This is a genomic window from Rhizobium sp. AQ_MP (assembly GCF_014237835.1).
Lineage (GTDB): Bacteria > Pseudomonadota > Alphaproteobacteria > Rhizobiales > Rhizobiaceae > Allorhizobium.
Genome location: NZ_JACJVI010000011.1, coordinates 1 through 22,947 on the forward strand (window position 1 = coordinate 1; position 22,947 = coordinate 22,947).

The window sequence follows — 22,947 nt, forward strand, 5'->3', positions numbered from 1 at the left end:
CCTGAGGTGTGTCGGTCTCCCATCCGCCACCGCGCCTGCCATTACAGCCTCAAACGCGGCTTTCGGGAAGTTACAAGGTGGGGTGGTGCGGCCCTTGCTTTGCCATGTTGCCCCTCATCCGGCTGCCGCCACCTTCTCCCCGCAGGCGGGGAGAAGGCCGAACTCGGCTGGCGGCGGAGACTCCTTCTCCCCGTTCACGGGGAGAAGGTGCCCGAAGGGCGGATGAGGGGCGCGGGCCTGCCGCAGGTATCTACATTTCCCAGACTCAAAGGAACCCCCCCATGACCATCATCGAACTCACTTCACCCGTGGTGGAGCCGCTGACGCTTGGCGAGATCAGGGCGCATCTGAGGCTTGATACCGAGGAGGAGGATGGGTTGCTTGCAGCACTCGCCGTCGTCGCCCGCGAACATCTGGAGCGGGAGACGGGGATGGTGCTGGCAGCCAGGAATTTCAGGCTGTGCCTCGACGACTGGCCGGCGGATGGGATCGTCACGATTGCGCGCGGGCCGGTCCGGGCCGTGTCTTCGGTGACGGTCTATGATGGCGAGGGGGAGCCGCAGGCGGTGGATCTCGCCGGGCATCTGCTGGATGGCGAGGCGCGGCCGGCGCGGCTTTGGCTGCGCGCGGTGCCGGAGCCGGGGCGGGCGATGAACGGGATTGAGGTGGAGTTCTCGGCTGGTTTTGGCGAGAGCGGTCCGGATGTGCCGGAAACGCTGAAGCGGGCGATGCTTTTGCATGTGGCGGCGATGTTTGCCTGCCGGGGCGTGGTCTCTGTCGATGCCCAGCCGGCATTGCTGCCGCCGGGTTACGAGCGGCTGATCGCGCCTTTCTGCCGGCGGGGGCTCTGAGCATGGTCTTGCTGGATATCGATGCCGGTAGGCTGACGGCGCGGCTTGTGCTGGAGCGGCCGGAGCCGGTGGACGACGGGCAGGGCGGGGCGGTGACGGGGTTCGTCGAGGTTGCGCGTGTCTGGGCGCTGATCGAGCCGCGATCCTTTGCCGAGGAGGAGAAGGGGCCGGGGCTCTCGGCGACGGTGACGCATCATGTGACGGTCAGGGCGCGAAGTGATCTGGCGGCCGGACAGCAGTTTCGGAAAGGGGCGCGGGTGTTCGAGATCCTGGCCCTGCGCGATCCGGATGAGACCGGGCGGTTTCGGCTGGCGCTCTGCCGCGAGGTGACGGGATGAGCGGCGGGCGGGAAAGGACAGCGCTGGAGGAAACGGGCGCGCGGCTCGGCCAGTTGCTGCGACGGGCGCTGCGGGATCGGCTGGCGCGGCGGAGGGATGGGGTTTCGACCGACGGACATGCGCAGTCGGCCCCCGCCTGGGCTTCGGTCGGGCAGGGCGTTGGCGACAGGGATGGCGGCGAGGCCGGACAGGCGCGGTCCGACAACAAGCGGGATTCGATAGGCGGAACCGACCTCGCGGCCCTGCCGCTTCCGGGTGGGGCGCGACCTGCCCGCAATCGGGGGGAGCTCAGATGACGAATGCGGTCAATGCCTTGCTGGCGGCACTTCAACAGACGGTGAAGGCGGATGCGGCGCTGATGGCATCCCTCGGGGTCCAAGGGCTCTCCGACCGGACGGTCCGGCCGCAGCGTTTTCCGGCGCTGGTGGTCGCAACGGTCGAGGCGCGGGATTTTTCCACCGGTGAGGCGGAAGGGGCGGAAATCCTGCTGACGCTGGAGGCCTGGAGTGCGGTGTCGCGCCGCGAGGCCGAAGGGCTGGTGGCGGAGGTGAGGCGGGTGGCCGACGGCTTGCCGGAGATGATGGGCGGGTTTCGCCTGGTGAATTTTCGCCATCGCCGGACAGCAAGCCGGCGGGAGGTGAAGGCCGGGCTGTTTGTCACGGAGGCGGGGTTTCGGGCGGTGGTGGAGTGAGATCTCCACCCGTTGAGACCTCATCCTGAGGTGCCCGCGCGACGCGCGGGCCTCGAAGGATCCAGTCGTGGTTTATCGGGTGGCCTTGATCCTTCGAGGCCGGGCTTCGCCCGGCACCTCAGGATAAGGGGCTGATGATGGTCAAGCCGTCGCCTTCCACCCGTCCCCGCCGCGCAATCAACGCCAGCGCTACGATCGCCGCGAAACCCGTGGCGGCGAGCAGGGTGGCGAGGACGAGGCCGGTGGAGATGCCGGCGCGATCGATGACGGCGGTCATCAGCACGGGGGCGGTGGCATTGGCGAGGTTTTGCGGCAGGGACAGCCGTGCCGACTGGCGGGCGAAGCGGCTGGCCGAGAAGAAGGCGAGCGGCATGGTGGCACGCGCAAGCGCGCTGACGCCGGAGCCGAAGCCATAGAGCGCGGTGAAGATGAGAAGGCTCGACGGTGTGCCGGACCAGAAGATCAGGAGCAGCGTGGAGCCGGTCAGCATGGCGGCGCCGGCCAGTCCCGTGGTGATCGGGGAGGTGTATTTCCCGAGCACCAGATCGACGGCGCGGGCGGAGATGCCGAAGACGGCGCGCAGCGAACCGAGCTGCAGCGCAAGCGCCGGTGTCGCGCCCGAGAGTTCCAGGATATGCAGGAGTTGCGGCGAGAGGCCAAAGGTCATCAGGCTGGACAGCGAGCTCGACAGGGCGATCAGCAGAAAGGCGGCAGTCGCCATGCCGCGGCTCAGGGCGAGCGGTTCGATGGCATCGGCAGCGCGGTCTTCCGCCGAGCGGGTGATGGCGATGCGGCCAAGCGCCAGGTGCACGGGAAGCGCGATGACCAGCTGGGCGCCGGCTGCCGCAAACAGCGCACCGCGCCAGCCGAGGGCATCACCGGCAAGCGTCAGCAGCGGCCAGCAGACGGCCGAGGAGAGGCCGGTAAAAATCATCAGGATGCCGATGGCGCGCCGGGCCTCGCGGCCCTCGCGTTCGACGACGGCGGCAAAGGCCGGCACGGTGAGCGCAAAAGAGCCGCCGGCGCCAAGGATCAGCCAGGCCAGCGCATAGGTCGCAAGGCTGGTGGAGAGGGCCAGGGTGATGAGACCCGCGGCCATCAGCACCGAGCCAATGGCAAGCACGCGAGACGCCCCATGCCGGGCAATCTGCCGCCCGGTAAAGGGGCCGAGAAAGGCCATCATGAGCATCATGACCGTCAGCCCTGCAAAGGCCATTTCATTGGCAAGCCCGAGATCGGCGGCCATGGCGCGGCCGAAGACGGCGGGCATTTCATAGGTCGTGCCCCAGCCGAGGATCTGCGAGACCGCAAGCGCGGCGACGAGGGTGGTGCGGGGCATGTTCATGCGGGGGACTCGGAGGGGAAGGAATTTCGGGCGGGGTGTTCCTTCTAGGCCGGTCGAGCCACGGGCGATAGGGCGAAATTTTGCTTGGGGGGCGCAGTTAGGTGATTGCCAACGGCACGCTGCCCCCCTCTTGGAAAATCTGAAGTTTAGGCGGCTTGCGCTCGCCTAACCCTTCGATTTTCCGTTCTCCCCCGCAAGGGGGGAGATGGGGGCGCCGTGGCCTCGACCCTTCGAGGCCCGGCTGAGCCGGGCACCTCAGGGTGAGGGGATACGGACGTGTTTGCCTCCACCCTCCCCTTGAGGGGGAGGGTCGGACCGTAGGTCCGGGGTGGGGTGACCGGGTCCCGGAACTCTCAGCGCTTGGCGCGGGTCAACCCCACCCGCCGCTTCGCAGCGACCTCCCGCATCAAGGGGGAGGCGGAGTGCCGCATTCGACAATCACATCTTCAAAGGAGAGACGCCATGGGTGCGCAGAAGGGCAAGGATCTGTTGCTGAAGGTCGAGGATGGGGCGGGGTTTGTGACGGTGGCGGGCTTGCGGGCTCGGCGGCTGGCGTTCAATGCGCAGTCGGTCGATGTGACCGACAGCGAAAGCGCCGGGCGCTGGCGGGAACTGCTGGAGGGGGCGGGCGTCAGGCGCGCGGGGCTGACGGGCTCGGGCCTGTTCAAGGACGCGGCTTCGGATGCGCTGGTGCGGGCGGCCTTCTTTGCCGGATCGATCCTGACCTATCAGGTGGTGATCCCGGATTTCGGCACGGTGACGGCGCCGTTTCAGGTGACGGCACTCGATTATGCCGGCAATCACGACGGCGAGGTGACCTTCGAGATCGCGCTGGAATCGGCCGGTGCCGTTTCCTTCGCGGCGCTGTGAGGCGGCCATGCGGGGCTATGATCGCGAGATGCGCGAGCCGGTGACCGTCAACCGCGCCAACCGCCATCGCGGCGAGGTGGAGGCGGTGATCGACGGCGAGCGCCGGATCTTGTGTTTGACGCTCGGGGCCCTGGCCGAACTGGAGACGGCCTTTGGGGCAGAGAGCCTGGTCGATCTCGCAGCGCGGTTTGCGAGCGGCCGGCTGAAAAGTGCCGATCTCACCCGCATTCTCGCCTGCGGTCTGCGCGGCGGCGGCAACCGATTGTCGGATGCAGACGTGGCGGAGATGGCGGTGGATGGCGGCGTGGCGGGGGCAGCCCGGGTGGTCGGTGAATTGCTGGCGGTGACCTTCGGGGCTGAGCAGGATGGTGTCGCACCGTCGGATCGGGCTCCAAGCGAGCGGAAAACCGGCGAGGGCGGCGCCTCCCCTTGAGGGCCGCAGGCGGGCGAGATGTTCTGCCGTTTCCGTGGGGGGCGGCGATGACGCTCGGGCTCGCGCGTCTGCGGCTGTCTCCTCACGTGTTCTGGGGCCTGAGCCTGCCGGAACTGGCGGCCATGGCGGGGGCGTTTGGCGAGCCTGCCCGCCTGTCGCGGCAGGACGTGCAGGCTCTGATGCAAAGGTTTCCGGATTAGTGCCGGCGGGGCTGTCTGTGCGCTTCGAGGACCTCGCGGGGCGAAGGTGCCTCAGGGAGAGATGGAGCGTTCGGCAAGCTGGTCGTGCAGGTCCTTTAGGCGCTTGGCAAATGTCGGGAAGACGTGCTGCAGCCGCTCGACATTGTCGACGACTTTCTCGGGCTTGAGATCGAAGCCATATTTGTGTCTGACGAGGTGGCGGAAGCCCTTGAGTTCGGTAAGCTGCATATGCAGATCGGGCGTGAGCAGTGCCGGTCTGCGGCCCGCCAGTTCCGAGGCCATCTGGTCCAGTATGTCCTGGTGCAGTGTGGGGCCTGTCGGGGCCGAGCCATCAAGATCGCGCGCCAGACTCATCAGGATGTCCTCGATCCCGTTATAGACGTTGTGGACGCCAAGCGACGCAGCCGAGACGGCGCCCAGTCACCTGCCAGGACATCGCCTCGGTGGCGCGCAAAGAAATCGCTGAGCTGGCCGAGCTCGCGATCGCAGCGGTCGAGCCTTGGCGAAAGCCGCGAGAATTCAGCAAGCGTGAAGGGCGTCATGCAAAAGCTCGTCTACCCTGTCAGCCTCAAGATCGGCCTCGAAGATGAGATCATACGGCAGATGGGTGCCGCGCAAATGAGAGGCTGCGATTTGCTCTGCCCGCAGACGGCGCGCTGGCGATAGAGGGCCTCGAACCAGAAGATCGATATCCGAATGAATGCGAAAATCGCCACGCGCCAGTGAACCGATGGGCGTGATGACGATCCCTGCGCCAGCGGCCTCTTGCACGATTGCGGCCACGAGACGCTGAGCCAATGCGAGCCTGGGTTCAAGCCTTTCGGCGATCAACGATTGCATGCGGTTCATCGGCTTTTCTCCTTCGATGACTGTACCGCAGGTGTGACACGACCGGAAGTGGCCAAAGCCTTCGAGAATGGAGGGGATACGAGATCCAGTCCCAAGCGGGGCTACGGAAGAAAAGGAAATCCCATGACCGATGACGATACGCTGGCGCTGTCCGTCGATCTCGACGGCGCTGAGGCGCTTTCCGTGCTCGACGAGCTCGAAAGCCGTTCGGCGAGTTTCGGGCGGGCGCTGACCTCGGCGCTGAAGGGGGCCGCGACTGGCGGCAAGGGGCTGGAGGAGGTGTTGCGCGGGGTGGGGCTGAGGCTCACCGACATCGCGCTTTCGGCGGGCCTGAAGCCGCTGGAAAATCTGCTCGGCGACGTCGCCGGCAATCTGGTGGGCGGACTGACGTCCGGGCTGAGTGCGGGTTTGGGCTCTCCGTTGGGCGGTGGCGTGAGTGCCTTTGCGCAAGGCGGCGTGCCCGGGCGGGTGATCCCTTTTGCCGAGGGCGGCGTGGTCTCGGCGCCCACCTATTTCCCGATGGCCGGCGGGACCGGGCTGATGGGCGAGGCGGGGGCGGAGGCGATCCTGCCGCTGAAGCGCGGGGCGGATGGGGCGCTCGGTGTTGCAGCCGAAGGCGGCGGCGGGACGACGGTCATCCATTTCCAGGTGACGGCGAGCGATGCGGCGAGTTTTGCTAAGAGCGAAGGGCAGATCACGGCCATGCTGGCGCGTTCTGTCGGGCGCGGGCGGCGGGGGATGTGACGGCAGAATTGGGCAGTGGGCAGTAGGTAGTAGGTAGTAGGTAGTAGGCAGTAGGTAGTAGGGAAGGTGATCCTTCGAGGCCAGCGCGGAGTGCATGCGCATCCGGGTGAGGGCGTCTGTGGTGCTCTAGCTGTTGCGGGTGTTTGTTCAGGGCCTGATCACGCAGCCAGGCACCGGTAAAAACCTGCCCATGACCTCAGGCGACGACCTCCAGATCCGTTGCGCGGAACTCGTCTGCTGTGGCGAGGATCGGGACGCCGTGGAATTTCGCGCAGGCATAATGCAGGCAATCGCCGAGATTGAGGCCATGGCGGCCCTGGCGGTAGCGATGGGCGGCGGTGAGGGACAGCCGCACCGTCTCTGCGGCGGGCGGCAGATCGCGAATTTCGATGCCTCGGGTCTCAAGGAACTCCATGACCAGGCTTTCCGCAACCGGAATGGCCAGATTGAATTTCTCCGGACGGGCAAGCCCGAGGACAGTCTCAAGAACGGCGACCGGCGAGGTGAAGGGCTGCCGGGCGGACGCGATCGCATCGGAGACGCGCTGCGCTTCGGGTTCATCCGACAAAAGCGCAATGATGGCGCAGGCATCGACGAACATCAGGCATCATCCCACATCGCATCGAAGACCTGCCGGGGCAAAGGATGGGTCGCCAGGTCGCCCGGCACCACCTCGTATCTGGCTCTGAGGCGGGCTGCCGTTTCGAGCGGCGTCTCGGCACGGCTGCGCCTTTCAATTGCTTCCTTCATGGCGATGACGATGGCATCGGTGATGCCGACGCCGGCCATCTGCGCGAACTGCCGCGTCAGCGCATCGGCTTCCGGATTGTTGACATTGATGGCCATGGCGGCTCCATGTAGATCTTTTGCCTCGCCAATGTAGATCAGCGGGCCTGGTTTTCCAAGGCCGTGTTGATGGAACGGTCGGTCGGAGTAGAGCAGTAGGCAGTAGGAAAGCTGATCCTTCGAGGCCCGCGCGGGGCGCGGGCGCCTCAGGATGAGGGCGTCTGTAGCGGGGAGCGTTTGCGAAAGCATGGGCTTTGCGTCTACGATCGCGCGTTTCGCAGGGAGACGGGCATGGACGGGAAGTGGACGGTTCGCGGGATTCGGGAGGTCGTCAGGGATCGCTGGATCGACCTGCGCGCGGAGACCTGTGAGACCCCCGAGGGATACGAGATCGATCCCTATTACGTGCTTTCCTATCCCGACTGGGTGAATGTTGTCGCCATTACCGAAGACCAGAATCTGGTGCTGACACGGCAATATCGGCATGCGGCCGGGCGGACGTTCCTGGAGTTGCCTGGCGGTGCGGTGGACCGGTTGGACCGGGATATCGAAGCAGCTGCGCGGCGGGAATTGCTGGAGGAAACCGGTTATACCGCGACGCGTTTCCAAAGGGTCGCCACCCGCTTCCCCAATCCGGCCCTGCAGACCAACAGGCTTCACACCTTTCTCGCCGAGGGGGCCGTGCCGAGTGCCACCCCAAAGTTGGAGACGGGCGAAGAAGGCCTGACGGTTGAGCTGGTGAGCCTGATCGACGAACTCGATGGGATCGTCGACGGGCTGCTGGGACAGGCCCTGCATGTCTCCTCGTTGCATTCGGCCCTGCTTGCCGCCGGTTATCTGACAGTGGTGCCACGCGACCGGGAACGCAGGTCGTAGGGCGGAAGGAACGGGATCCTTCGAGGCCCGCGCGGAGCGCGGGCACCTCAGGTTGAGGGAGCCTGCGGCGGGTTGTCGGTCCCTAATGCCGCCGACCGATCGGGATCCCTTCTACCCACGGGGGCAGGGGGCAGCATGTGGACAAAAGACCCCTCCCAACCCTCCCCACAAGGGGGAGGGCTCAACCCGCCTGCGCCGTCGCACAGCACGGTGGGAAGCCTTCGCAACAGCACATGTCGATCTGCCCGCTTAAGCGGGCGTTGAAGCATCGCAGTTCATCAATTCATCGAACGGAGCCAGCCATGGCCTTTCATGAACAGCGTTTTCCGCTGCGTCTGTCGCTGACCTCGAGCGGCGGGCCGGGGCGGCAGACGGATATTGTGTCGCTGTCCAACGGGCGCGAGGCGCGCAATCGGCGCTGGCGGTTTTCGAGACGTCGCTACGATGTCGGCACGGCGGTGCGGTCTGTCGCGGATCTCTACGCGGTGCTGGAGTTCTTCGAGGCGCGCGGCGGGCAGCTGCATGGCTTTCGCTTTCGCGATCCCGTCGATGGCTCATCGGCGCGGCCGGGCGAGGCGGTGACGGCGCTCGACCAGTGGATCGGCTCAGGCGACGGCGGGACCTCCGCGTTTCAGCTCATGAAGGCCTATGGCGACGGCGCGGCGGTGGAGCGGCGGCCGGTGGTGAAGCCGGTGGCGGGATCGGTTCGGATCGCGCTCGATGGCGTCGAGATGACGGAGGGGTTTGCCTGCGATGCGGCGACCGGGATCGTCACGTTTTCGGCCGGGCATGTGCCGGGTGAGGGCACGGAGATCCGGGCGGGCTTCGACTACGACGTGCCGGTGCGGTTCGACACCGACCGGATCGAGATCGATCTCGAAGCCTTTCGCGCCGGGCGCATTCCGTCCATTCCGCTGATCGAGGTCATCCCATGAAACGGCTACCAGAAGCCTTTGCCGCGCACCTGGCGACGGCTGAGACGACGCTGTGCCGCGCCTGGCGAGTGACCTGCCGTGACGGATTTCGGCTCGGCTTGACCGAGCATGATCAGCGGCTTGTCTTTGGCGGCACGGTGTTCGAGCCGGGGACGGGTTTTGCCGCGACCGAGGCGAGCGTCGCAAGTGGGCTGGCGGCGCCGGGTGCCGAGGTGCGCGGCGGGTTTTCGAGCGAGGCGATCACGGAAGAGGATTTGGCGGCCGGGCGTTATGACGGGGCGCGGGTCGAGCTGTTTCTCGTCAACTGGCAGGCGCCGCAGGATCAGCATGTGCTTGTGACCGTGCAGGAGATCGGCGAGGTGAGCCGGGCGGGGCCTGGCTTTTCGGCAGAGCTCCGGAGCTTCGCGCACCGCCTGCAGCAGCCGGAGGGGCGGATCTACAACCGCCGCTGTGATGCCGATCTCGGCGATGCGAGGTGCCGGGTGGATATGGGTCTGGGCAATCGCCGGGTGGCGGGGCTCGTGGCCGAAGTGCTCTCGGCGGATCGGCTGACCGTGTCGGGGCTTCCGGATCTCGCCGCGGGACATTTCCGGCTCGGGCATCTGGGCTTCGATGCGGGACGGCTCTTGGGCCAGCGGCTGGCGATCGAGGAGAGCGGGGCGGCGGAAGGCGGTTTGGTGACGCTCCGGCTCTGGCTGCCGCTGGAGGCGCGGCCGGCGGCAGGCGATGCCGTGACGCTGACGGTCGGCTGCGACAAGAGTTTTGCAACCTGTCGAGCAACTTTCGGCAATTCCCTGAATTTCCGCGGTTTTCCGCATATGCCGGGCAGCGATTTTGCCTATTCCTATGTCAGCGGCGACAGCACCCATGATGGCGGGGTGTTGTATCGGTGAGGGGCCAAGGCTCTTCCCATGAAGGGGCAGCCCTGCCTGCGCTTGCCCCTCATCCGCCTGCCGGCACCTTCTCCCCGCAGGCGGGGAGAAGGCCGAGATGGCTTGCGCTGGCGCCCCCTCTCCCCGCTTGCGGGGAGAGGGCAGGGTGAGGGGCTGAAGCTTCGAATTCAACCTATGTGGTGGCCTTGGGAAAACCTAATCGTCGTGGCCTCGACCCTTCGAGGCCGTCGCGGCGCGAGGGCACCTCAGGGTGAGGGGCAATGCTAATGCGGGCTCCTCGCCTCCATGGCCGCGATGCCCTTCGCACGATCCCTTCGTCGTTTTCAAATCCGTCGTCCTAAAATCCCCATCCCCATCCCCATCCCCATCCCCATCCCCAGACCCCGGAGCCCTCCCATGTCCATCAACACAGACGTCCTGGCCTTGGCCGGGACCTGGATTGGCACGCCCTATCGGCATCAGGGGGCGATGAAGGGGGTGGGCTGCGATTGTCTGGGGCTGATCCGCGGGATCTGGCGGGAGCTTTATGGGGCAGAGCCCGAGGCTGTGCCGGCCTATGCGCCCGACTGGGCGGAGCGGGCGGGGGAGGAGCGGTTGATCGAGGCTGCCGAGCGGCATTTCGAGGCGGTGCTGTCCATTGAACAGAGCCGGCCGGGCGATCTCGTGCTGTTTCGCTTTCGACCGCATCTGGCGGCAAAACATGCGGGGATCCTGGCCTTGCTGCCTGCAGAACATGACCAGGCTGACAAGGATGGCTCCGGGTACGCGGGGGGCAGGCAGGGCTATGGTCCGGGGCTCGCGGCTTTCCCTAAACCGGACGGCCACCGTGCGAATGCCGCGGCCTCCAAAGTCGTCCCCAATGCCTTCATCCATGCCTATGAGCAGTCGGCGGTGACGATGTCGGCGCTGGTTCCGGGCTGGCGGCGCAAGATTGCCGGCCTCTATCGCTTTCCCGAAAGGATCTGACGATGGCGACCATTCTTCTGCAGGCGGCGGGCGCTGCCCTCGGTTCGGTCTTCGGCCCGGTGGGTGCCGCGATCGGCCAGGCGGCAGGCGCGCTGGCCGGCGGCATGATCGATCGCAGCCTTTTGAGCGGCACGCGGGAGGTCAACGGGGCGCGGCTTTCGTCTGCGCGGCTCTCCGGGGCGAGCGAAGGCACAGTTATCCCGAGGCTCTATGGCACGGCGCGGCTGGGCGGCACGCTGATCTGGGCGACGCGCTTCGAGGAGGAGACGGTGACCGAGCGCACGGGCGCCAAATCCTCCGGCGGGACGCGAACCACGACCTATCGCTACTATGCCAATCTGGCGCTCGGGCTCTGCGAAGGGCCGATTGCGGGCGTGCGGCGGGTCTGGGCGGACGGGCGCGAGCTCGATCTGGCCGAAATCGAGATGCGCGTCTATCGCGGCACCGAGAGCCAGCCTGTCGATCCGCTGATCGCAGCGAAGCAGGGGGCGGACAACGCGCCGGCCTATCGGGGCCTTGCCTATGCCGTCTTCGAACGGCTGCCGCTCGATGATTTCGGCAATCGCATTCCGCTCATCCAGTTTGAAGTCATCAGGCCCGTTGGGGCGCTGGAGGAGAAGATCCGGGCGGTGACGATGATCCCCGGCGCGACGGAGCATGGCTATGCGACGATCCGGGTTTCGGATGTGCCAAGTGAGGGCGCCAAGCGCTGGCTGAACCGCAACACGCTGGTTGCGGCCACCGACTGGCAGGCCTCGCTGGATGAGTTGCAGGCGCTCTGCCCGAACCTCGAAAGCGTGGCGCTGGTTGTCGCCTGGTTCGGCACGGATTTGAGGGCTGGCGACTGCCGTGTCCTGCCGGGCGTCGAGGTGGCGTTTCGCAACGAGGAAAGCCGGCCCTGGAGTGTCGCGGGTCTGTCGCGGAGCGAGGCTCACGTCGTCTCCCGCCATGCCGGCGGTCCGGCCTATGGCGGTTCTCCCAGCGACGAGAGCGTGATCCAGGCGATCCGCGATTTGAAGGCGCGCGGCCTGAAGGTGACGCTCTACCCCTTCGTGCTGATGGATATTCCTGCCGGCAACGGCTTGCCAGATCCCTATGGCGGGGCTGAGCAGGGCGCCTATCCCTGGCGGGGGCGGATCACCTGTTATCCGCCGGGCGCCGACAAGATGGCGGCGGCGCGGGCGCAGGTGTCGACCTTCCTCAACCGCAGCGAGGGCTATCGCCGCCTCGTGCTGCATTATGCAGCGCTCGCTGCTCAGGCGGGCGGCGTCGATGCCTTCCTGCTCGGCTCGGAGCTGCGCGGCCTGACGACGCTGCGGGACGGGACAAACGCCTTTCCCTTTGTCGAGGCGCTGGTTGATCTCGCGGCCGAAGTGCGCGGCATTCTGGGGAGCGCAACGGCGATCTCCTACGGCGCCGACTGGACCGAGTATTTCGGCCACCAGCCGGCGGATGGCTCGGGGGATGTTTTCTTCCATCTCGATCCGCTCTGGGCGAGCCCGGATGTGACGGCTGTTGGCATCGACAACTACATGCCGCTCGCCGACTGGCGGGACGAGGATCTCGAGGCGGAAAACCCGGACGGGCTTATCGGTGCTGACGATGCCGAGGGTTTTGCCCGGGCGCTGACCTCGGGCGAGGGCTTCGACTGGTTTTATGCCGGTAGGGCGGACCGCAGCGCCCGGGTGAGGACGCCGATTACCGATGGCGCCTATGGCAAACCCTGGGTCTTCAGGTTCAAGGATCTCAAATCCTGGTGGGAAAACCCGCATTTCAACCGGATCGGCGGCGTCGAGCAGGCGAGCCCCACGGCCTGGATGCCGCGGATGAAACCCGTCTGGATGACCGAACTTGGCTGCGGGGCGGTCGACAAGGGGGCGAACCAGCCGAACATCTTCGTCGATGCGAAATCGGCAGAAAGCGGCAGGCCCTACTTCTCAGTGGGGCTGCGCAGCGACAGCCAGCAACGCCGGTTTCTCGACGCGCATCTGAAGCACTGGCAGGAGAGGACGGCGGACGGCATGGTCGATCCCGAAAGAATCTATGCCTGGACCTGGGATGCACGGCCCTATCCGGCCTTTCCGCAGAACACGACGCTCTGGGCCGACGGCGCGAATTGGCGCACGGGGCATTGGCTGAACGGGCGGCTGGGCACGGCGACGCTGGCCGACACCATCGCGGCCATCCTGAGGGATCACGGCTTTTTCGATTTCGACGTGTCGGAAGTGGCGGGTGACCTCGGTGGGTATGTGAAGGGTGATCTGACCTCGCCGCGCGATCTGATCGAGCCGCTGATCGAGTTGTTCCAGATCGATGTGATCGAGGATGCCGGGCGGTTGAAATTCCGCACCCGGCCGACGGCGAGCCTTCCCGCCCGCGAGATCACCGTGCTGGCCGACATCCCCGACCGTCCGCTCTGGACCGAGATACGCGGCCATGACAGCGATTTTGCCTCCGAAGCGCTGGTGACCTTCTATGATCCGGCGGCGGCCTATGTCGAGGCGAGCGTGCGGTCGAGGCGCGTGGAGGCGGCGACCGATCGTCAACTGGCGCGCGACCTGCCGGCGGCAATGCCCGAGGAGACCGCACTGGCCGCCGCCGAGGGCTGGCTGCGAGACAACCGCCTGGCGCGCCGCACGCTGCAGCTCGCGCTTGGACCGGGCGAGATCGCCGTCGAGCCAGGAGACGTGCTGCGTTTTCAGGAAGGGCCGGAGGGCCGCTTCCTGGTGCAGGCGATCGATGAGGGTTTCGAGCGGCGGCTGACCCTGCGCACCTTTGCCGGCAAGGTCGCAGCACCGACCGCAGCGGTCGAGCCGGGGCGGGTTCCCGAGGGCGGCGGCGCGGCGGGCTTTCAGCCTGTCGTCACTTTCCTCGATCTGCCACGGCTGGAGGGAACGAGCCATGCCGGCGATGCGAGCGTTGCAGCTTTCGGCCGTCCCTGGCGTCGGCTGGCAGTCTCCAGTTCGCCGGAGACGGAGGGCTATCGGCTGCGGCTGACCCTCGACCGTCCGGCGACCATGGGGCGGCTGGCGGCAGTTCTGGACCCGGGGCCGGTGGGGCGCGTCGACCGGGGCAACAGCCTGCTGGTGGATCTGTCGAGTGGCGCTCTGGCGTCGGCCAGTCGCAACGCGGTGCTGGCGGGGGCCAACCGGCTGGCGGTGCGGGCTGTGACGGGCGGGCTTGAAGTGCTGGGTTTCGTCGAGGCCGAGGAGGTGAGCGCAGGGCGGTTTCGCCTGACGGGACTGTTGCGCGGCCTGGGCGGGACCGAGGCTGACATGGCGGCGGGCGCTGCCGTTGGTGCCGAAGTCGTGGCGCTCGATGCGGCGGTGCGGCCTCTGGGCCTGGTGAGTGCCGAGCGCGGGGCGACACAGAACTGGATCCTGGAGCCCATGGGTCTCCTGACCGAGATTGCCGGGCCGTTCGCCTTTGGCGGAGGCTTGCGAGCCGAGACGCCGCTTTCGCCCGTGCATGCGAAGGCCATGCGACAGCCGTCGGGCGACCTTCTAATGCGTTGGATCCGCCGCAGCCGCATCGAAGCCGACGCCTGGACGGAGGGCGAGGTGCCGCTCGACGAGGCTGAGGAGCGCTACCGGCTGGAGATCCTGGGTGGCAGCGCGGTGCTTCGCTCGGTCGAGGTGACCGAGGCCGTGCATCTCTATCAGGCCACCGATGAACTGGCCGATTTCGGCGCGCCGCAGACCGCGCTGTCGATCCGTGTCCGCCAGCTCGGCCGGCTGGCGGCGGGTATGCCGCTGGAGGCGGTTATTGCCATCACCTGATGTTCAACAAAGAGGAGACAGACATGCTGGAGATGAAACCCTGGTATCAGTCGAAGACCGTCTGGGGCGCGCTGATCGCGATTGCGGCTCCGCTGCTCGACCGGGCCGGATTGGAACTGGGCGGGCCGGAACAGGCAGAAGTCGCCGAGGCCATGACGACGCTGGCCGGAACGGTCGGCGGCTTGCTGGCGCTCTACGGGCGGCTGACCGCGACGAAAGGCGTGGGCGGATGAGGGTGGGGCGCTGCACCTGTACAATCGATCCCTCAGTTTCGAAATCTGAAGTTTAGAAAGCTTGCGTTTTCGGTGGGTGCCGTTGATTTGACCGCCAGGTCCTCTTCCAAGGAGCGATGAGCCAAGGTTGGCCCGACGCTGACATCCCCACCCGATTACAGACCATTCATTTGCCATTCAGCAGGCTTGCGGTACATAATTTGCAAGAGTGGACGTCATCCAAGAAGAAGCAGCAATGGCATCATTCATGAAAAGCGCGGGCCTGGCATTGGCCGTGACCGTGGCGGCTCTGCCGGCAATCGGGGGCGATGCCGTGGCGGCGGACTGCCGACAGGCGGCAGAACGCGTGGTTGCCGAAGTGGGCGGCCAGTTGCTTTCCGTGCACGAATCGGGCGGTGAATGCGTGATCGTTGTTCTTGTGCCCGGCAACGGCAGCGAACGGCCGCGCAAGGTCACGATGCGGGTCGCAGAATGAGCCGCCGCCGGGACTGAACGAGCTCTCCGCACCGAGGGGTGAACCGCATGCGCATTCTCGTCGTCGAAGACGATGTCAATTTGAACCGCCAGCTGGTCGAGGCTCTGCAGGAAGCAGGCTACGTCGTCGACAAGGCCTTCGACGGAGAGGAAGGCCATTTTCTCGGCGATACCGAGCCCTATGACGCCGTGATCCTTGATATCGGCCTGCCCGAAATGGACGGAATTACGGTGCTGGAAAAATGGCGCGCTGCAAGCCGCGTGATGCCGGTGCTGATCCTGACCGCCCGTGACCGCTGGTCGGACAAGGTGGCCGGCATCGATGCCGGTGCCGATGACTACGTGACCAAGCCCTTCCATGTCGAGGAAGTGCTCGCCCGCATCCGCGCGCTGATCCGCCGCGCGGCCGGCCATGCCTCCTCGGAAATCGTCTGCGGCCCGGTGCGGCTAGACACCAAGAGCTCCAAGGCCACCGTCGAGGGCGTGACGCTGAAGCTCACTTCGCATGAATACCGGCTCCTGTCCTATCTGATGCACCACATGGGTGAAGTCGTTTCGCGCACCGAGCTGGTCGAACATCTCTACGACCAGGATTTCGATCGTGATTCGAACACGATCGAGGTCTTTGTCGGCCGCCTGCGCAAGAAGCTCGGCGTCGACATGATCGAGACGGTCCGCGGTCTCGGCTATCGCATCCAAGCCCCTGCGAAATGAAGATCCGCTCGCTCACCGCGCGCGTCCTGCTGCTCGCCACCCTCTGGTCGGCGCTCGGTCTGGTGACGATCGCGGTGGCGATTTCCGCCCTCTACCGGCAGGGCGTCGAACGCGGTTTCAACAATCTCCTGCGTGCCCAGCTCTACAATGTCGTCAACTCGGTCTCGATCGGCGATGGCGACAGTCTGACCGGTTCGCCGGCGCTCGGCGACCTGCGTTTCTCCCAGCCATCGACCGGCTGGTACTGGCTGGTCGAGCCGCTCGGTAACTTCGCGACGGCACCGCTTGCTTCGGCCTCGCTCGGCGTTGCCAATCTGGCCGTGCCGGATGTCGAGATCACCCCGTTCGATCAGAATTACGAGCGCTACTACGAGATGGTCGATGATGTCGGCAACCACATCCGCGTTGCCGAGACGGAAGTCGTGCTGGACGACCAGGGGAGGGCGGCGCGTTTCCGGGTCTCGGGCAATCTGCAGGTCATCGAAGAGGAAATCGCCTTCTTCACAAGTCGGCTTTATGCGGCGCTCGCGGTGGTCGGCATCGGCGGCCTGATCGTCAACGGTCTCGCTATTCTCTACGGTCTGAAGCCGCTCGATCGCGCCCGCCGGGCGCTGGAGCGCATTCGCCGTGGCGAAGCCGAACGCATCGAAGGTGATTTCCCCAGCGAGGTCCAGCCGCTCGCCAACGAGATCAATGCGCTGATCGACAGCAACAGGCGTATCGTCGAACGGGCCCGCATGCAGGTGGGCAATCTCGCGCATTCGCTGAAAACGCCGATTGCCGTTCTGCTGAACGAGGCGCGCACGCTCGACAAGACCCATGCCGAGGTGATTGCCACCCAGGCCGAGGCCATGCAGGCGCAGGTGGCCTCCTATCTGAACCGAGCCCGGATCGCGGCGCAGCGTGACAGCGTGCTGGCAAGGACCGAAGCCATGCCCGTCATGGAGCGACTGGCGCGCGTCATGCGCAAGTTGAATGGCGAGATTGCCTTTGAGCTTGATATTGCCCCGGATCTGACCTTTGCCATGGAGCAACAGGACGTCGAGGAGGTCGTGGGCAATCTCCTGGAGAATGCCTCGCGCTTTGCCCGCACCAAGGTGGTCACGAGGGCAACCATGGCAACGCGGGACTATGACGTCACCGACGGCCGTCGCGGCTGGATCGAAGTCGTGGTGGAAGATGACGGACCGGGGCTTGCCCCCGAACAGATCGGTGAGGCCTTGAAACGCGGCCGCAGACTGGACGAGAGCAAGCCGGGCACCGGGCTCGGGCTTTCAATCGTCAAGGAGATTTCCGGCGAGTATCAGGGGTCTTTCGGGCTTTCGCGTGCCGGGATTGGCGGCCTTCGCGCACAGTTGATCCTACCAGCTGTGACCAAGGACACTGCGTGATTGATTTTCCTGTGAAATTACATAGGTGTATAGCACAGCTTTCAGCGATCGACTAAGGTCAGGTGCAAAAGCGGCAGATGCGCCTTCTGGCGGCAACGATCGACGGGACTTGGAACGGTCTGATGGGTATGAAACGCTTCGGGATACTCGCTGCCACTGGCCTCTTGTCGCTCGCCCTTGCGGGCTGCACCACCACAGGCGGCGGGAGCGGTGCAGCAGCCAATTCCGCCCTCTATATCTCCGCCCTCCAGGGCGGCATCGTCGCCCGTGCAGGTGTCGAGCTGTCGCGCAGCGAGACGCAGCGCGCACTGGAAGCCGAATATCGCGCCCTCGAAGCAGCACCGGGCGGCCAGCCCGTCACCTGGGCAAGCGGCGAAGTTCGCGGCGAGGTTGTGGCCGCCGCCCCCTACCAGGTCGGTCGGCAGAACTGTCGCCAGTTCACGCACAAGGTCTTCAGTGACGGCCGCGAACGCCAGGCCCGCGGCGCTGCCTGCCGCAACGAAAACGGCACCTGGACGCCGCTGAGCTGAGGGCTGAGGCCGGCTTTGAAGCGAAACTGACGCAGAACGGTGTCACTCCCACTTGACTTGGGTCAAGGCTGGGCGGGTTATGGCGACTTAGAGAATTCCTGCGGCCAAACATCTCAACTTTCCGTCAGGGGAGGTTTGGCAGTTGGAAAGCCACTGTCCTTGACGTAATTGAGTTTCATGTTGTTCTGGATCATCTCCGCATTGCTGACGGTCGTCGTTGCCGTTCTTCTGCTGGCTCCCTTGCTGCGGGCCTCGGCCCGGGCGACGCGTTATGACGAAGGCGAGGCGGCGGTCTATCGCGACCAGCTGCGAGAGCTGGAGCGGGACAAGGCGGAGGGGCTGATTTCGGCTGAGGACGCCGACTACGCCCGCGCCGAAATCGGCCGCAGGCTTCTGGCGGTTGCCAACCGCGACAAGGCCGGCGGGGAGGGAGAGCAACTCGACGATGTCGCGCCTGCCACCGCGCCGGTCACCCGTCGCCGCTATACCTGGTCCCAGGCCTTCATTCTGCTCTGTCTTCCCGTCATCGGGCTTGCGGGCTACATGCAGATTGGAAGCCCCGGCACGCCCGACGCGCCGCTGGAGGCGCGCATGGCCAATCCGGGCGATGATGTGGATCTCCTGGTCGCCAAGGTCGAACGGCATCTGGCAACGACACCGGAAGACGGGAATGGCTGGAACGTTCTGGCGCCGGTCTATTTCCGGATCGGTCGGTTTGACGACGCTGAACTCGCCTATCGCAACGCGATCCGCATCCTTGGGCCCGACACCGAACGCATGAGCGGGCTCGGCGAGACGATCGTCATGCGCAATGACGGGATCGTGACGGACGATGCCCAGATGGCGTTCCAGGCAGCCCTGAAGATCGAGCCGAACAATCCGCGCGCCGATTTCTATCTGGCTCTGGCGCTGGAACAGTCCGGACGCCGGGCCGAGGCGCTCGCCGCCTTCCAGGAGATCGCCAAGGCCTCTCCGCCGACCGCGCCCTGGATGCCGCTGGTCAACCAGCACATCGCTGCAAACAGCGCCGGCGTCCCGCTTGCCAATGCGCCGGCTGTCTCCGCAGAGGCGGATGCGCAGCAAACCGCCAACCCGGCGGCGCCGGGCAATCCGACCGCAGAAGACATTGCCAACGCCCAAACGATGTCCGAGGCCGATCGCGGCGAGATGATCCGCGGCATGGTGGCAAGCCTGGATGCGCGGCTGAAGGAAGATCCCAACAATTTCGAAGGCTGGATGCGGCTGGTTCGCTCCTATGCCATGCTTAAAGACATGGGCCGCGCTGAGGCAGCGCTGAAGGACGGTCTGAAAGCCTTCCCGGCTGCCGGCGCCGAAGGCCAGCAGCTGATCGCCATGGCAAGAGAACTCGGCCTGTCCGTGGATGAGGTGAGCCAATGACCCGCAAACAGAAACGCCTCGCTGTCATTGCCGGTGGCATGGGTTTCATCCTAACCGCCGTGCTTCTGGTGATGTTCGCCTTCGGCCAGTCGATCGCCTATTTCTACGTGCCGAACGATCTTGCCGAATCCGATGTCCAACCCGGCACCCGCATCCGTCTTGGTGGACTGGTCGAGGCCGGCTCCGTGGTTCGTGGCGAGGGCTCGACGGTCACCTTCACCGTGACCGACACGCTGAGCCAGCTGCCGGTGACCTATACCGGCATTCTGCCCGATCTCTTCCGCGAGGGGCAGGGCGTGGTGGCCGAAGGTCGTTTCGAGGGCATGGACAAGGTCTTCGTCGCCGATACCGTGCTTGCCAAGCATGACGAGACCTATATGCCGAAGGATGTGGCCGACCGTCTGAAGGCACAAGGGGTGGAACTGAGCGGCAAGGAACAGATCCAATGATCATCGAGCTTGGTCACTATGCCCTCGTGCTGGCGCTCGCGACCAGCCTGATCATCTCCGTCCTGCCGGTGATCGGCGCAAGGCGCGGGGATGCGGCGATGATGGCGGTCGGCACGACCGGAACCTATGCGCTCTTTCTGCTCGTCGCCTTTTCCTTCGCCGTGCTCACCTACGGCTATGTCGTTTCCGACTTCTCGGTCCAGAACGTCTATCAGAACTCCCATTCGCTCAAGCCGATGATCTACAAGGTCTCGGGCGTTTGGGGGAACCATGAGGGGTCGATGCTCCTCTGGGTGCTGATCCTCGCCTTCTTCAGCGCCATGGTCGCCTTCTTCGGCACCAACCTGCCGGACCGGTTGAGGGCGAATGTGCTGGCCGTGCAGGCCTGGATCACCACGGCCTTCACGCTCTTCATCCTCCTGACCTCCAATCCCTTCATCCGTCTCTCGCCCATTCCGGCGGAGGGCCAGGACTTGAACCCGGTCCTGCAGGACATCGGTCTCGCGATCCATCCGCCGCTGCTGTACCTCGGCTATGTCGGCTTCTCCGTCTGCTTCTCCTTTGCGATAGCCGCCCTGATGGACGGCCGCATCGATGCCGCCTGGGCGCGCTGGGTGCGGCCCTGGACGCTGGCGGCCTGGGTCTTCCTGACGGCCGGCATCTCCATGGGCTCCTACTGGGCCTATTACGAACTCGGCTGGGGTGGCTGGTGGTTCTGGGATCCCGTCGAAAACGCCTCCTTCATGCCCTGGCTGGCCGGCACGGCGCTCCTGCATTCGGCGCTGGTGATGGAAAAGCGCGATGCCCTCAAGATCTGGACGGTGCTGCTCGCGATCATCGCCTTCTCGCTCTCGCTGCTTGGTACCTTCCTGGTGCGCTCGGGGGTTCTGACCTCGGTACATGCCTTTGCGACCGATCCGACGCGCGGCGTCTTCATCCTCGGCATTCTCGTGATCTTCATCGGCGGGGCCTTCACGCTCTTTGCCCTGCGCGCACCGATGCTCAAGGCCGGCGGCCTGTTCCAGCCGATCTCGCGCGAGGGTTCGCTCGTCCTCAACAACCTGATCCTGACCGTCTCGACCGCCTCCGTCCTGATCGGCACGCTCTATCCGCTGCTCTTGGAAACGCTGACCGGCGAGAAGATTTCGGTCGGTCCGCCCTTCTTCAACATCACCTTCGGACTGTTGATGATTCCGCTTCTGCTGGCCGTGCCCTTCGGCCCCTTCCTTGCCTGGAAGCGCGGCGATGTGCTGGGTGCCCTGCAGCGGCTTTATGTGGCGGCTGCAGCCTCGCTCGTGCTCGGACTTGGGCTCTGGTATGTGCAGAACGGTGGGCCTGTCATGGCCGTGGCCGGCCTGGCACTCGCCTTCTTCGTCATGGGCGGAGCGATTGCAGACCTCTGGTATCGTGCCGGCTTCGGCAAGCATCCGCTATCGACGGCCTGGAGCCGCCTCAAGGGCCTGCCGCGCTCGGCCTTCGGCACGGCGCTCGCGCATTTCGGCCTGGGCGTGACCGTGCTCGGCGTCGTCGCCGTGACCACGTTCGAGACGGAGACCGTGGTCGAGATGAAGCCCGGCATGACGGCCGAGGCCGGCGGCTACGTTGTCACCTTCGACGGGATCCGTGCGGCAACCGGGCCGAACTACACTGAAGACCAGGGACATTTCACCATTCGCGAGAGCGGCGTGGTGGTCGCTGACGTCTGGTCGTCGAAGCGGCTCTACACGGCCCGCCAGATGCCGACGACGGAAGCCGGCATCGTCACCTTCGGCTTCAGCCAGCTTTATGTCTCGCTCGGTGACCCGATGGCGGATGGGGGCATTGTCGTGCGCATCTGGTGGAAACCCTGGATCCTCTGCATCTGGTACGGCACGATCGTGATGATGATCGGTGGCGTGGTGTCGCTGTCGGATCGTCGCCTGCGGGTCGGGGCGCCGAAGCGGGCGAAGGTTTCCGCCAAGCCGGTGCTGGAGGCTGCGGAGTAATGGCTCGGATCAAAGACATTGCCCCTCATCCGGCTGCCGCCACCTTCTCCCCGCAAGCGGGGAGAAGGGCGGACCCGCCGACGTCGACCATCCCCTCTCCCCGCTTGCGGGGAGAGGGTCAGGGTGAGGGGCTAAGACGTCTGACACTCCAGCGCCTTTTCCTCTGTCTCGCCCTTCTGCTCACCCCCATCCATGCCTTTGCGGTCAATCCCGACGAAGTGCTCGCCGACCCCGCGCTCGAACAGCGGGCGCGCGCGCTATCGGCGGAATTGCGTTGCATGGTCTGCCAGAACCAGTCGATCGACGATTCCAATGCGGAGCTGGCCCGCGACCTGCGTGTCGTGGTGCGCGAGCGGCTGGTGGGTGGCGACACCGACGAGCAGGTGCTCGATTATGTCGTCTCGCGTTACGGCGAGTTCGTGCTTTTGAAGCCGCGGCTCAGCATGCGCACGATTGCGCTCTGGGGGGCTCCTGCAGCACTTGCGATCGTCGGCCTAATCGTCGCCGTGGTCTACACGCGGCGGCGCGCGGCGCAGCCTTTAGTGAAGCTCTCGCCGGAAGAGGAAGCGCGGCTGAGGACGATGCTGGACGCGGAGTGATAGCGTTCGCTTCAGCAGTTACAGGGTCACAATGAAGCGATCGAGATGTGTGAGGAACACGGCTTCCGTGACCTCCCGCCGGATGACTTTTGTCATTTCCTCCCCGATGAACTGGTTGGCTTCGATGGACGGCAGCACGATGTCGTAGCCATTGATGTTCAGGAACATCACGCCTGAGAGCCAGGCGTTGCGCTTGTTTCCCTGGATGAAAGCATGGGCGCGGCTCAGAGCCACGATGAGCCGGCAGGCCAGAACACCGATGTCATCCTCGTTCTCGTACTGAAAGAGGTGTCGCGGGCTTCATGACCGCGCTCTCAAGCGTGCCCGCATTGATCAGCAGATGCTGCTCTCGGGTGATGGCAACAGCGCCCTTGTTCAGAGCCACAACCTCGGACAGTTCGATCCATCCGGGTTCGGTGCTCACTTGGCGAGAAGATCCATCAGGTGCTTGTGACGTTCGTGCTCAAGCCTCACCACGTCCTCGACTTCCGGCCGCGGCTTGTCGACATGCGCAGGCCTCCGCGCCGGACGCTTCTCCGGCGAAGATGTCGTCGATTCCGACAGAGTTTTTTCTGGGCTTGGTTTGTCCATCACGTCACCTCACGGACAATATAACCT

30 protein-coding genes are annotated in these 22,947 nt (G+C 65.5%); 22 read left to right on the forward strand and 8 right to left on the reverse strand.

Features of this window, described 5'->3' with window-relative positions; all coding sequences use genetic code 11:
* Positions 1 to 281: 281 nt before the first annotated feature.
* The 4 genes from H6M51_RS16145 to H6M51_RS16160 are packed head-to-tail and all read left to right on the forward strand — an operon-like array spanning position 282 to position 1,880.
* Positions 282 to 851, forward strand: a complete 570-nt coding sequence (locus H6M51_RS16145; protein ID WP_185810849.1) for a phage head-tail connector protein — start codon at positions 282 to 284, stop codon at positions 849 to 851.
* Positions 852 to 853: 2 nt separating this feature from the next.
* On the forward strand, positions 854 to 1,189 hold the full coding sequence (locus H6M51_RS16150) for a phage head closure protein (RefSeq protein ID WP_185810850.1): 336 nt from the start codon (positions 854 to 856) through the stop codon (positions 1,187 to 1,189).
* A complete protein-coding gene (locus H6M51_RS16155; protein WP_185810851.1) occupies positions 1,186 to 1,485 on the forward strand; it encodes a hypothetical protein in 300 nt (99 codons plus the stop codon). The genes H6M51_RS16150 and H6M51_RS16155 overlap by 4 nt, the downstream gene beginning before the upstream one ends.
* Positions 1,482 to 1,880: a DUF3168 domain-containing protein gene (locus tag H6M51_RS16160; protein WP_185810852.1), complete on the forward strand. Its 399-nt coding sequence runs from the start codon at positions 1,482 to 1,484 to the stop codon at positions 1,878 to 1,880. Before H6M51_RS16155 ends, H6M51_RS16160 begins: the two co-directional genes overlap by 4 nt.
* Positions 1,881 to 1,998: 118 nt before the next feature.
* On the opposite strand, the gene H6M51_RS16165 is transcribed toward H6M51_RS16160, so the two are convergent.
* Positions 1,999 to 3,225 (reverse strand): MFS transporter, encoded by a 1,227-nt coding sequence (locus H6M51_RS16165; RefSeq protein WP_185810853.1) that lies wholly within the window; start codon positions 3,223 to 3,225, stop codon positions 1,999 to 2,001.
* Positions 3,226 to 3,687: 462 nt separating this feature from the next.
* Here H6M51_RS16165 and H6M51_RS16170 point away from each other — a divergent pair, with 462 nt between their 5' ends.
* From H6M51_RS16170 to H6M51_RS16180, 3 genes are read left to right on the forward strand one after another with little or no spacing between them, the layout of a single operon-like run.
* The gene (locus tag H6M51_RS16170; RefSeq protein ID WP_185810854.1) at positions 3,688 to 4,095 is read left to right on the forward strand and encodes a phage major tail protein, TP901-1 family; all 408 of its coding nucleotides are present in this window, start codon (positions 3,688 to 3,690) and stop codon (positions 4,093 to 4,095) included.
* A gap of 28 nt (positions 4,096 to 4,123) precedes the next feature.
* Entirely contained in the window at positions 4,124 to 4,528 is a 405-nt protein-coding gene (locus tag H6M51_RS16175; protein WP_185810991.1) for a gene transfer agent family protein, read from the forward strand.
* Positions 4,525 to 4,728 (forward strand): rcc01693 family protein, encoded by a 204-nt coding sequence (locus H6M51_RS16180; RefSeq protein WP_281418968.1) that lies wholly within the window; start codon positions 4,525 to 4,527, stop codon positions 4,726 to 4,728. The genes H6M51_RS16175 and H6M51_RS16180 overlap by 4 nt, the downstream gene beginning before the upstream one ends.
* A 51-nt stretch (positions 4,729 to 4,779) precedes the next feature.
* Here the strand turns inward: H6M51_RS16180 and H6M51_RS16185 are convergent, their stop codons facing one another.
* A complete protein-coding gene (locus tag H6M51_RS16185; protein ID WP_348644513.1) occupies positions 4,780 to 5,148 on the reverse strand; it encodes a hypothetical protein in 369 nt (122 codons plus the stop codon).
* Positions 5,149 to 5,247: 99 nt separating this feature from the next.
* Positions 5,248 to 5,577, reverse strand: coding sequence for a nucleotidyltransferase domain-containing protein (locus tag H6M51_RS16190; RefSeq protein WP_185810857.1), 330 nt, complete (start codon positions 5,575 to 5,577; stop codon positions 5,248 to 5,250).
* A 123-nt stretch (positions 5,578 to 5,700) separates the two neighbouring features.
* On the opposite strand from H6M51_RS16190, the gene H6M51_RS16195 reads away from it, so the two are divergent.
* Positions 5,701 to 6,321 carry a phage tail tape measure protein gene (locus H6M51_RS16195; protein WP_185810858.1) on the forward strand — a complete coding sequence of 207 codons (621 nt, stop codon included), beginning with the start codon at positions 5,701 to 5,703 and terminating at the stop codon, positions 6,319 to 6,321.
* A gap of 196 nt (positions 6,322 to 6,517) precedes the next feature.
* On the opposite strand, the gene H6M51_RS16200 is transcribed toward H6M51_RS16195, so the two are convergent.
* Positions 6,518 to 6,922: a type II toxin-antitoxin system VapC family toxin gene (locus H6M51_RS16200; protein ID WP_185810859.1), complete on the reverse strand. Its 405-nt coding sequence runs from the start codon at positions 6,920 to 6,922 to the stop codon at positions 6,518 to 6,520.
* Positions 6,922 to 7,167, reverse strand: a complete 246-nt coding sequence (locus H6M51_RS16205) for a type II toxin-antitoxin system VapB family antitoxin (protein ID WP_185810860.1) — start codon at positions 7,165 to 7,167, stop codon at positions 6,922 to 6,924. Before H6M51_RS16205 ends, H6M51_RS16200 begins: the two co-directional genes overlap by 1 nt.
* Before the next feature lie 231 nt (positions 7,168 to 7,398).
* Here H6M51_RS16205 and H6M51_RS16210 point away from each other — a divergent pair, with 231 nt between their 5' ends.
* From H6M51_RS16210 to H6M51_RS16275, 14 genes are all read left to right on the forward strand, one after another.
* Positions 7,399 to 7,983, forward strand: a complete 585-nt coding sequence (locus tag H6M51_RS16210; RefSeq protein ID WP_185810861.1) for an NUDIX hydrolase — start codon at positions 7,399 to 7,401, stop codon at positions 7,981 to 7,983.
* Positions 7,984 to 8,285: 302 nt separating this feature from the next.
* A complete protein-coding gene (locus H6M51_RS16215) occupies positions 8,286 to 8,918 on the forward strand; it encodes a DUF2460 domain-containing protein (RefSeq protein WP_185810862.1) in 633 nt (210 codons plus the stop codon).
* Positions 8,915 to 9,811 carry a DUF2163 domain-containing protein gene (locus H6M51_RS16220; protein WP_185810863.1) on the forward strand — a complete coding sequence of 299 codons (897 nt, stop codon included), beginning with the start codon at positions 8,915 to 8,917 and terminating at the stop codon, positions 9,809 to 9,811. The genes H6M51_RS16215 and H6M51_RS16220 overlap by 4 nt, the downstream gene beginning before the upstream one ends.
* A 396-nt stretch (positions 9,812 to 10,207) precedes the next feature.
* Positions 10,208 to 10,777, forward strand: a complete 570-nt coding sequence (locus H6M51_RS16225) for an NlpC/P60 family protein (RefSeq protein WP_185810864.1) — start codon at positions 10,208 to 10,210, stop codon at positions 10,775 to 10,777.
* Between the two features lie 2 nt (positions 10,778 to 10,779).
* On the forward strand, positions 10,780 to 14,556 hold the full coding sequence (locus H6M51_RS16230) for a glycoside hydrolase/phage tail family protein (RefSeq protein ID WP_185810865.1): 3,777 nt from the start codon (positions 10,780 to 10,782) through the stop codon (positions 14,554 to 14,556).
* A 23-nt stretch (positions 14,557 to 14,579) separates the two neighbouring features.
* Entirely contained in the window at positions 14,580 to 14,789 is a 210-nt protein-coding gene (locus H6M51_RS16235; protein ID WP_185810866.1) for a hypothetical protein, read from the forward strand.
* A 235-nt stretch (positions 14,790 to 15,024) separates the two neighbouring features.
* Entirely contained in the window at positions 15,025 to 15,264 is a 240-nt protein-coding gene (locus H6M51_RS16240; protein ID WP_185810867.1) for a hypothetical protein, read from the forward strand.
* 47 nt (positions 15,265 to 15,311) lie between these two features.
* Positions 15,312 to 15,977, forward strand: coding sequence for a response regulator transcription factor (locus tag H6M51_RS16245; protein ID WP_102021540.1), 666 nt, complete (start codon positions 15,312 to 15,314; stop codon positions 15,975 to 15,977).
* Positions 15,974 to 17,368 (forward strand): ATP-binding protein, encoded by a 1,395-nt coding sequence (locus H6M51_RS16250; RefSeq protein WP_185810868.1) that lies wholly within the window; start codon positions 15,974 to 15,976, stop codon positions 17,366 to 17,368. Before H6M51_RS16245 ends, H6M51_RS16250 begins: the two co-directional genes overlap by 4 nt.
* Positions 17,369 to 17,490: 122 nt before the next feature.
* Entirely contained in the window at positions 17,491 to 17,898 is a 408-nt protein-coding gene (locus tag H6M51_RS16255; protein WP_185810869.1) for a hypothetical protein, read from the forward strand.
* A gap of 177 nt (positions 17,899 to 18,075) precedes the next feature.
* Positions 18,076 to 19,296: a c-type cytochrome biogenesis protein CcmI gene (gene ccmI / locus H6M51_RS16260; protein ID WP_185810870.1), complete on the forward strand. Its 1,221-nt coding sequence runs from the start codon at positions 18,076 to 18,078 to the stop codon at positions 19,294 to 19,296.
* The gene (ccmE, locus tag H6M51_RS16265; RefSeq protein ID WP_185810871.1) at positions 19,293 to 19,745 is read left to right on the forward strand and encodes a cytochrome c maturation protein CcmE; all 453 of its coding nucleotides are present in this window, start codon (positions 19,293 to 19,295) and stop codon (positions 19,743 to 19,745) included. Before ccmI ends, ccmE begins: the two co-directional genes overlap by 4 nt.
* The gene (locus tag H6M51_RS16270; protein ID WP_185810872.1) at positions 19,742 to 21,730 is read left to right on the forward strand and encodes a heme lyase CcmF/NrfE family subunit; all 1,989 of its coding nucleotides are present in this window, start codon (positions 19,742 to 19,744) and stop codon (positions 21,728 to 21,730) included. The genes ccmE and H6M51_RS16270 overlap by 4 nt, the downstream gene beginning before the upstream one ends.
* Before the next feature lie 140 nt (positions 21,731 to 21,870).
* Positions 21,871 to 22,329 carry a cytochrome c-type biogenesis protein gene (locus H6M51_RS16275; protein ID WP_185810992.1) on the forward strand — a complete coding sequence of 153 codons (459 nt, stop codon included), beginning with the start codon at positions 21,871 to 21,873 and terminating at the stop codon, positions 22,327 to 22,329.
* Positions 22,330 to 22,347: 18 nt separating this feature from the next.
* On the opposite strand, the gene H6M51_RS16280 is transcribed toward H6M51_RS16275, so the two are convergent.
* Genes H6M51_RS16280 through H6M51_RS16290 form a run of 3 tightly spaced genes read right to left on the reverse strand, consistent with a single transcriptional unit; the run spans position 22,348 to position 22,920 of the window.
* The gene (locus tag H6M51_RS16280; RefSeq protein ID WP_348644507.1) at positions 22,348 to 22,563 is read right to left on the reverse strand and encodes a hypothetical protein; all 216 of its coding nucleotides are present in this window, start codon (positions 22,561 to 22,563) and stop codon (positions 22,348 to 22,350) included.
* 28 nt (positions 22,564 to 22,591) lie between these two features.
* Positions 22,592 to 22,753, reverse strand: a complete 162-nt coding sequence (locus tag H6M51_RS16285) for a hypothetical protein (protein ID WP_185810873.1) — start codon at positions 22,751 to 22,753, stop codon at positions 22,592 to 22,594.
* Positions 22,750 to 22,920, reverse strand: coding sequence for a hypothetical protein (locus H6M51_RS16290; protein WP_185810874.1), 171 nt, complete (start codon positions 22,918 to 22,920; stop codon positions 22,750 to 22,752). The genes H6M51_RS16285 and H6M51_RS16290 overlap by 4 nt, the downstream gene beginning before the upstream one ends.
* Between the last annotated feature and the right edge of the window lie 27 nt (positions 22,921 to 22,947).

What these genes read in the sequence shown, in the direction of transcription:
- H6M51_RS16215 (WP_185810862.1), top strand. Translation starts at nt 8,286, where the DNA reads ATGGCCTTTCATGAACAGCGTTTTCCGCTGCGTCTGTCGCTGACCTCG.
- H6M51_RS16160 (WP_185810852.1), top strand. Translation starts at nt 1,482, where the DNA reads ATGACGAATGCGGTCAATGCCTTGCTGGCGGCACTTCAACAGACGGTG.
- H6M51_RS16240 (WP_185810867.1), top strand. Translation starts at nt 15,025, where the DNA reads ATGGCATCATTCATGAAAAGCGCGGGCCTGGCATTGGCCGTGACCGTG.
- H6M51_RS16150 (WP_185810850.1), top strand. Translation starts at nt 854, where the DNA reads ATGGTCTTGCTGGATATCGATGCCGGTAGGCTGACGGCGCGGCTTGTG.
- H6M51_RS16270 (WP_185810872.1), top strand. Translation starts at nt 19,742, where the DNA reads ATGATCATCGAGCTTGGTCACTATGCCCTCGTGCTGGCGCTCGCGACC.
- H6M51_RS16145 (WP_185810849.1), top strand. Translation starts at nt 282, where the DNA reads ATGACCATCATCGAACTCACTTCACCCGTGGTGGAGCCGCTGACGCTT.
- H6M51_RS16205 (WP_185810860.1), bottom strand. Translation starts at nt 7,167, where the DNA reads ATGGCCATCAATGTCAACAATCCGGAAGCCGATGCGCTGACGCGGCAG.
- H6M51_RS16250 (WP_185810868.1), top strand. Translation starts at nt 15,974, where the DNA reads ATGAAGATCCGCTCGCTCACCGCGCGCGTCCTGCTGCTCGCCACCCTC.
- H6M51_RS16175 (WP_185810991.1), top strand. Translation starts at nt 4,124, where the DNA reads ATGCGCGAGCCGGTGACCGTCAACCGCGCCAACCGCCATCGCGGCGAG.
- H6M51_RS16220 (WP_185810863.1), top strand. Translation starts at nt 8,915, where the DNA reads ATGAAACGGCTACCAGAAGCCTTTGCCGCGCACCTGGCGACGGCTGAG.
- H6M51_RS16170 (WP_185810854.1), top strand. Translation starts at nt 3,688, where the DNA reads ATGGGTGCGCAGAAGGGCAAGGATCTGTTGCTGAAGGTCGAGGATGGG.
- H6M51_RS16225 (WP_185810864.1), top strand. Translation starts at nt 10,208, where the DNA reads ATGTCCATCAACACAGACGTCCTGGCCTTGGCCGGGACCTGGATTGGC.
- H6M51_RS16165 (WP_185810853.1), bottom strand. Translation starts at nt 3,225, where the DNA reads ATGAACATGCCCCGCACCACCCTCGTCGCCGCGCTTGCGGTCTCGCAG.
- H6M51_RS16255 (WP_185810869.1), top strand. Translation starts at nt 17,491, where the DNA reads ATGGGTATGAAACGCTTCGGGATACTCGCTGCCACTGGCCTCTTGTCG.
- H6M51_RS16230 (WP_185810865.1), top strand. Translation starts at nt 10,780, where the DNA reads ATGGCGACCATTCTTCTGCAGGCGGCGGGCGCTGCCCTCGGTTCGGTC.
- H6M51_RS16235 (WP_185810866.1), top strand. Translation starts at nt 14,580, where the DNA reads ATGCTGGAGATGAAACCCTGGTATCAGTCGAAGACCGTCTGGGGCGCG.
- ccmI (WP_185810870.1), top strand. Translation starts at nt 18,076, where the DNA reads ATGTTGTTCTGGATCATCTCCGCATTGCTGACGGTCGTCGTTGCCGTT.
- ccmE (WP_185810871.1), top strand. Translation starts at nt 19,293, where the DNA reads ATGACCCGCAAACAGAAACGCCTCGCTGTCATTGCCGGTGGCATGGGT.
- H6M51_RS16200 (WP_185810859.1), bottom strand. Translation starts at nt 6,922, where the DNA reads ATGTTCGTCGATGCCTGCGCCATCATTGCGCTTTTGTCGGATGAACCC.
- H6M51_RS16190 (WP_185810857.1), bottom strand. Translation starts at nt 5,577, where the DNA reads ATGAACCGCATGCAATCGTTGATCGCCGAAAGGCTTGAACCCAGGCTC.
- H6M51_RS16245 (WP_102021540.1), top strand. Translation starts at nt 15,312, where the DNA reads ATGCGCATTCTCGTCGTCGAAGACGATGTCAATTTGAACCGCCAGCTG.
- H6M51_RS16210 (WP_185810861.1), top strand. Translation starts at nt 7,399, where the DNA reads ATGGACGGGAAGTGGACGGTTCGCGGGATTCGGGAGGTCGTCAGGGAT.
- H6M51_RS16195 (WP_185810858.1), top strand. Translation starts at nt 5,701, where the DNA reads ATGACCGATGACGATACGCTGGCGCTGTCCGTCGATCTCGACGGCGCT.
- H6M51_RS16290 (WP_185810874.1), bottom strand. Translation starts at nt 22,920, where the DNA reads ATGGACAAACCAAGCCCAGAAAAAACTCTGTCGGAATCGACGACATCT.
- H6M51_RS16155 (WP_185810851.1), top strand. Translation starts at nt 1,186, where the DNA reads ATGAGCGGCGGGCGGGAAAGGACAGCGCTGGAGGAAACGGGCGCGCGG.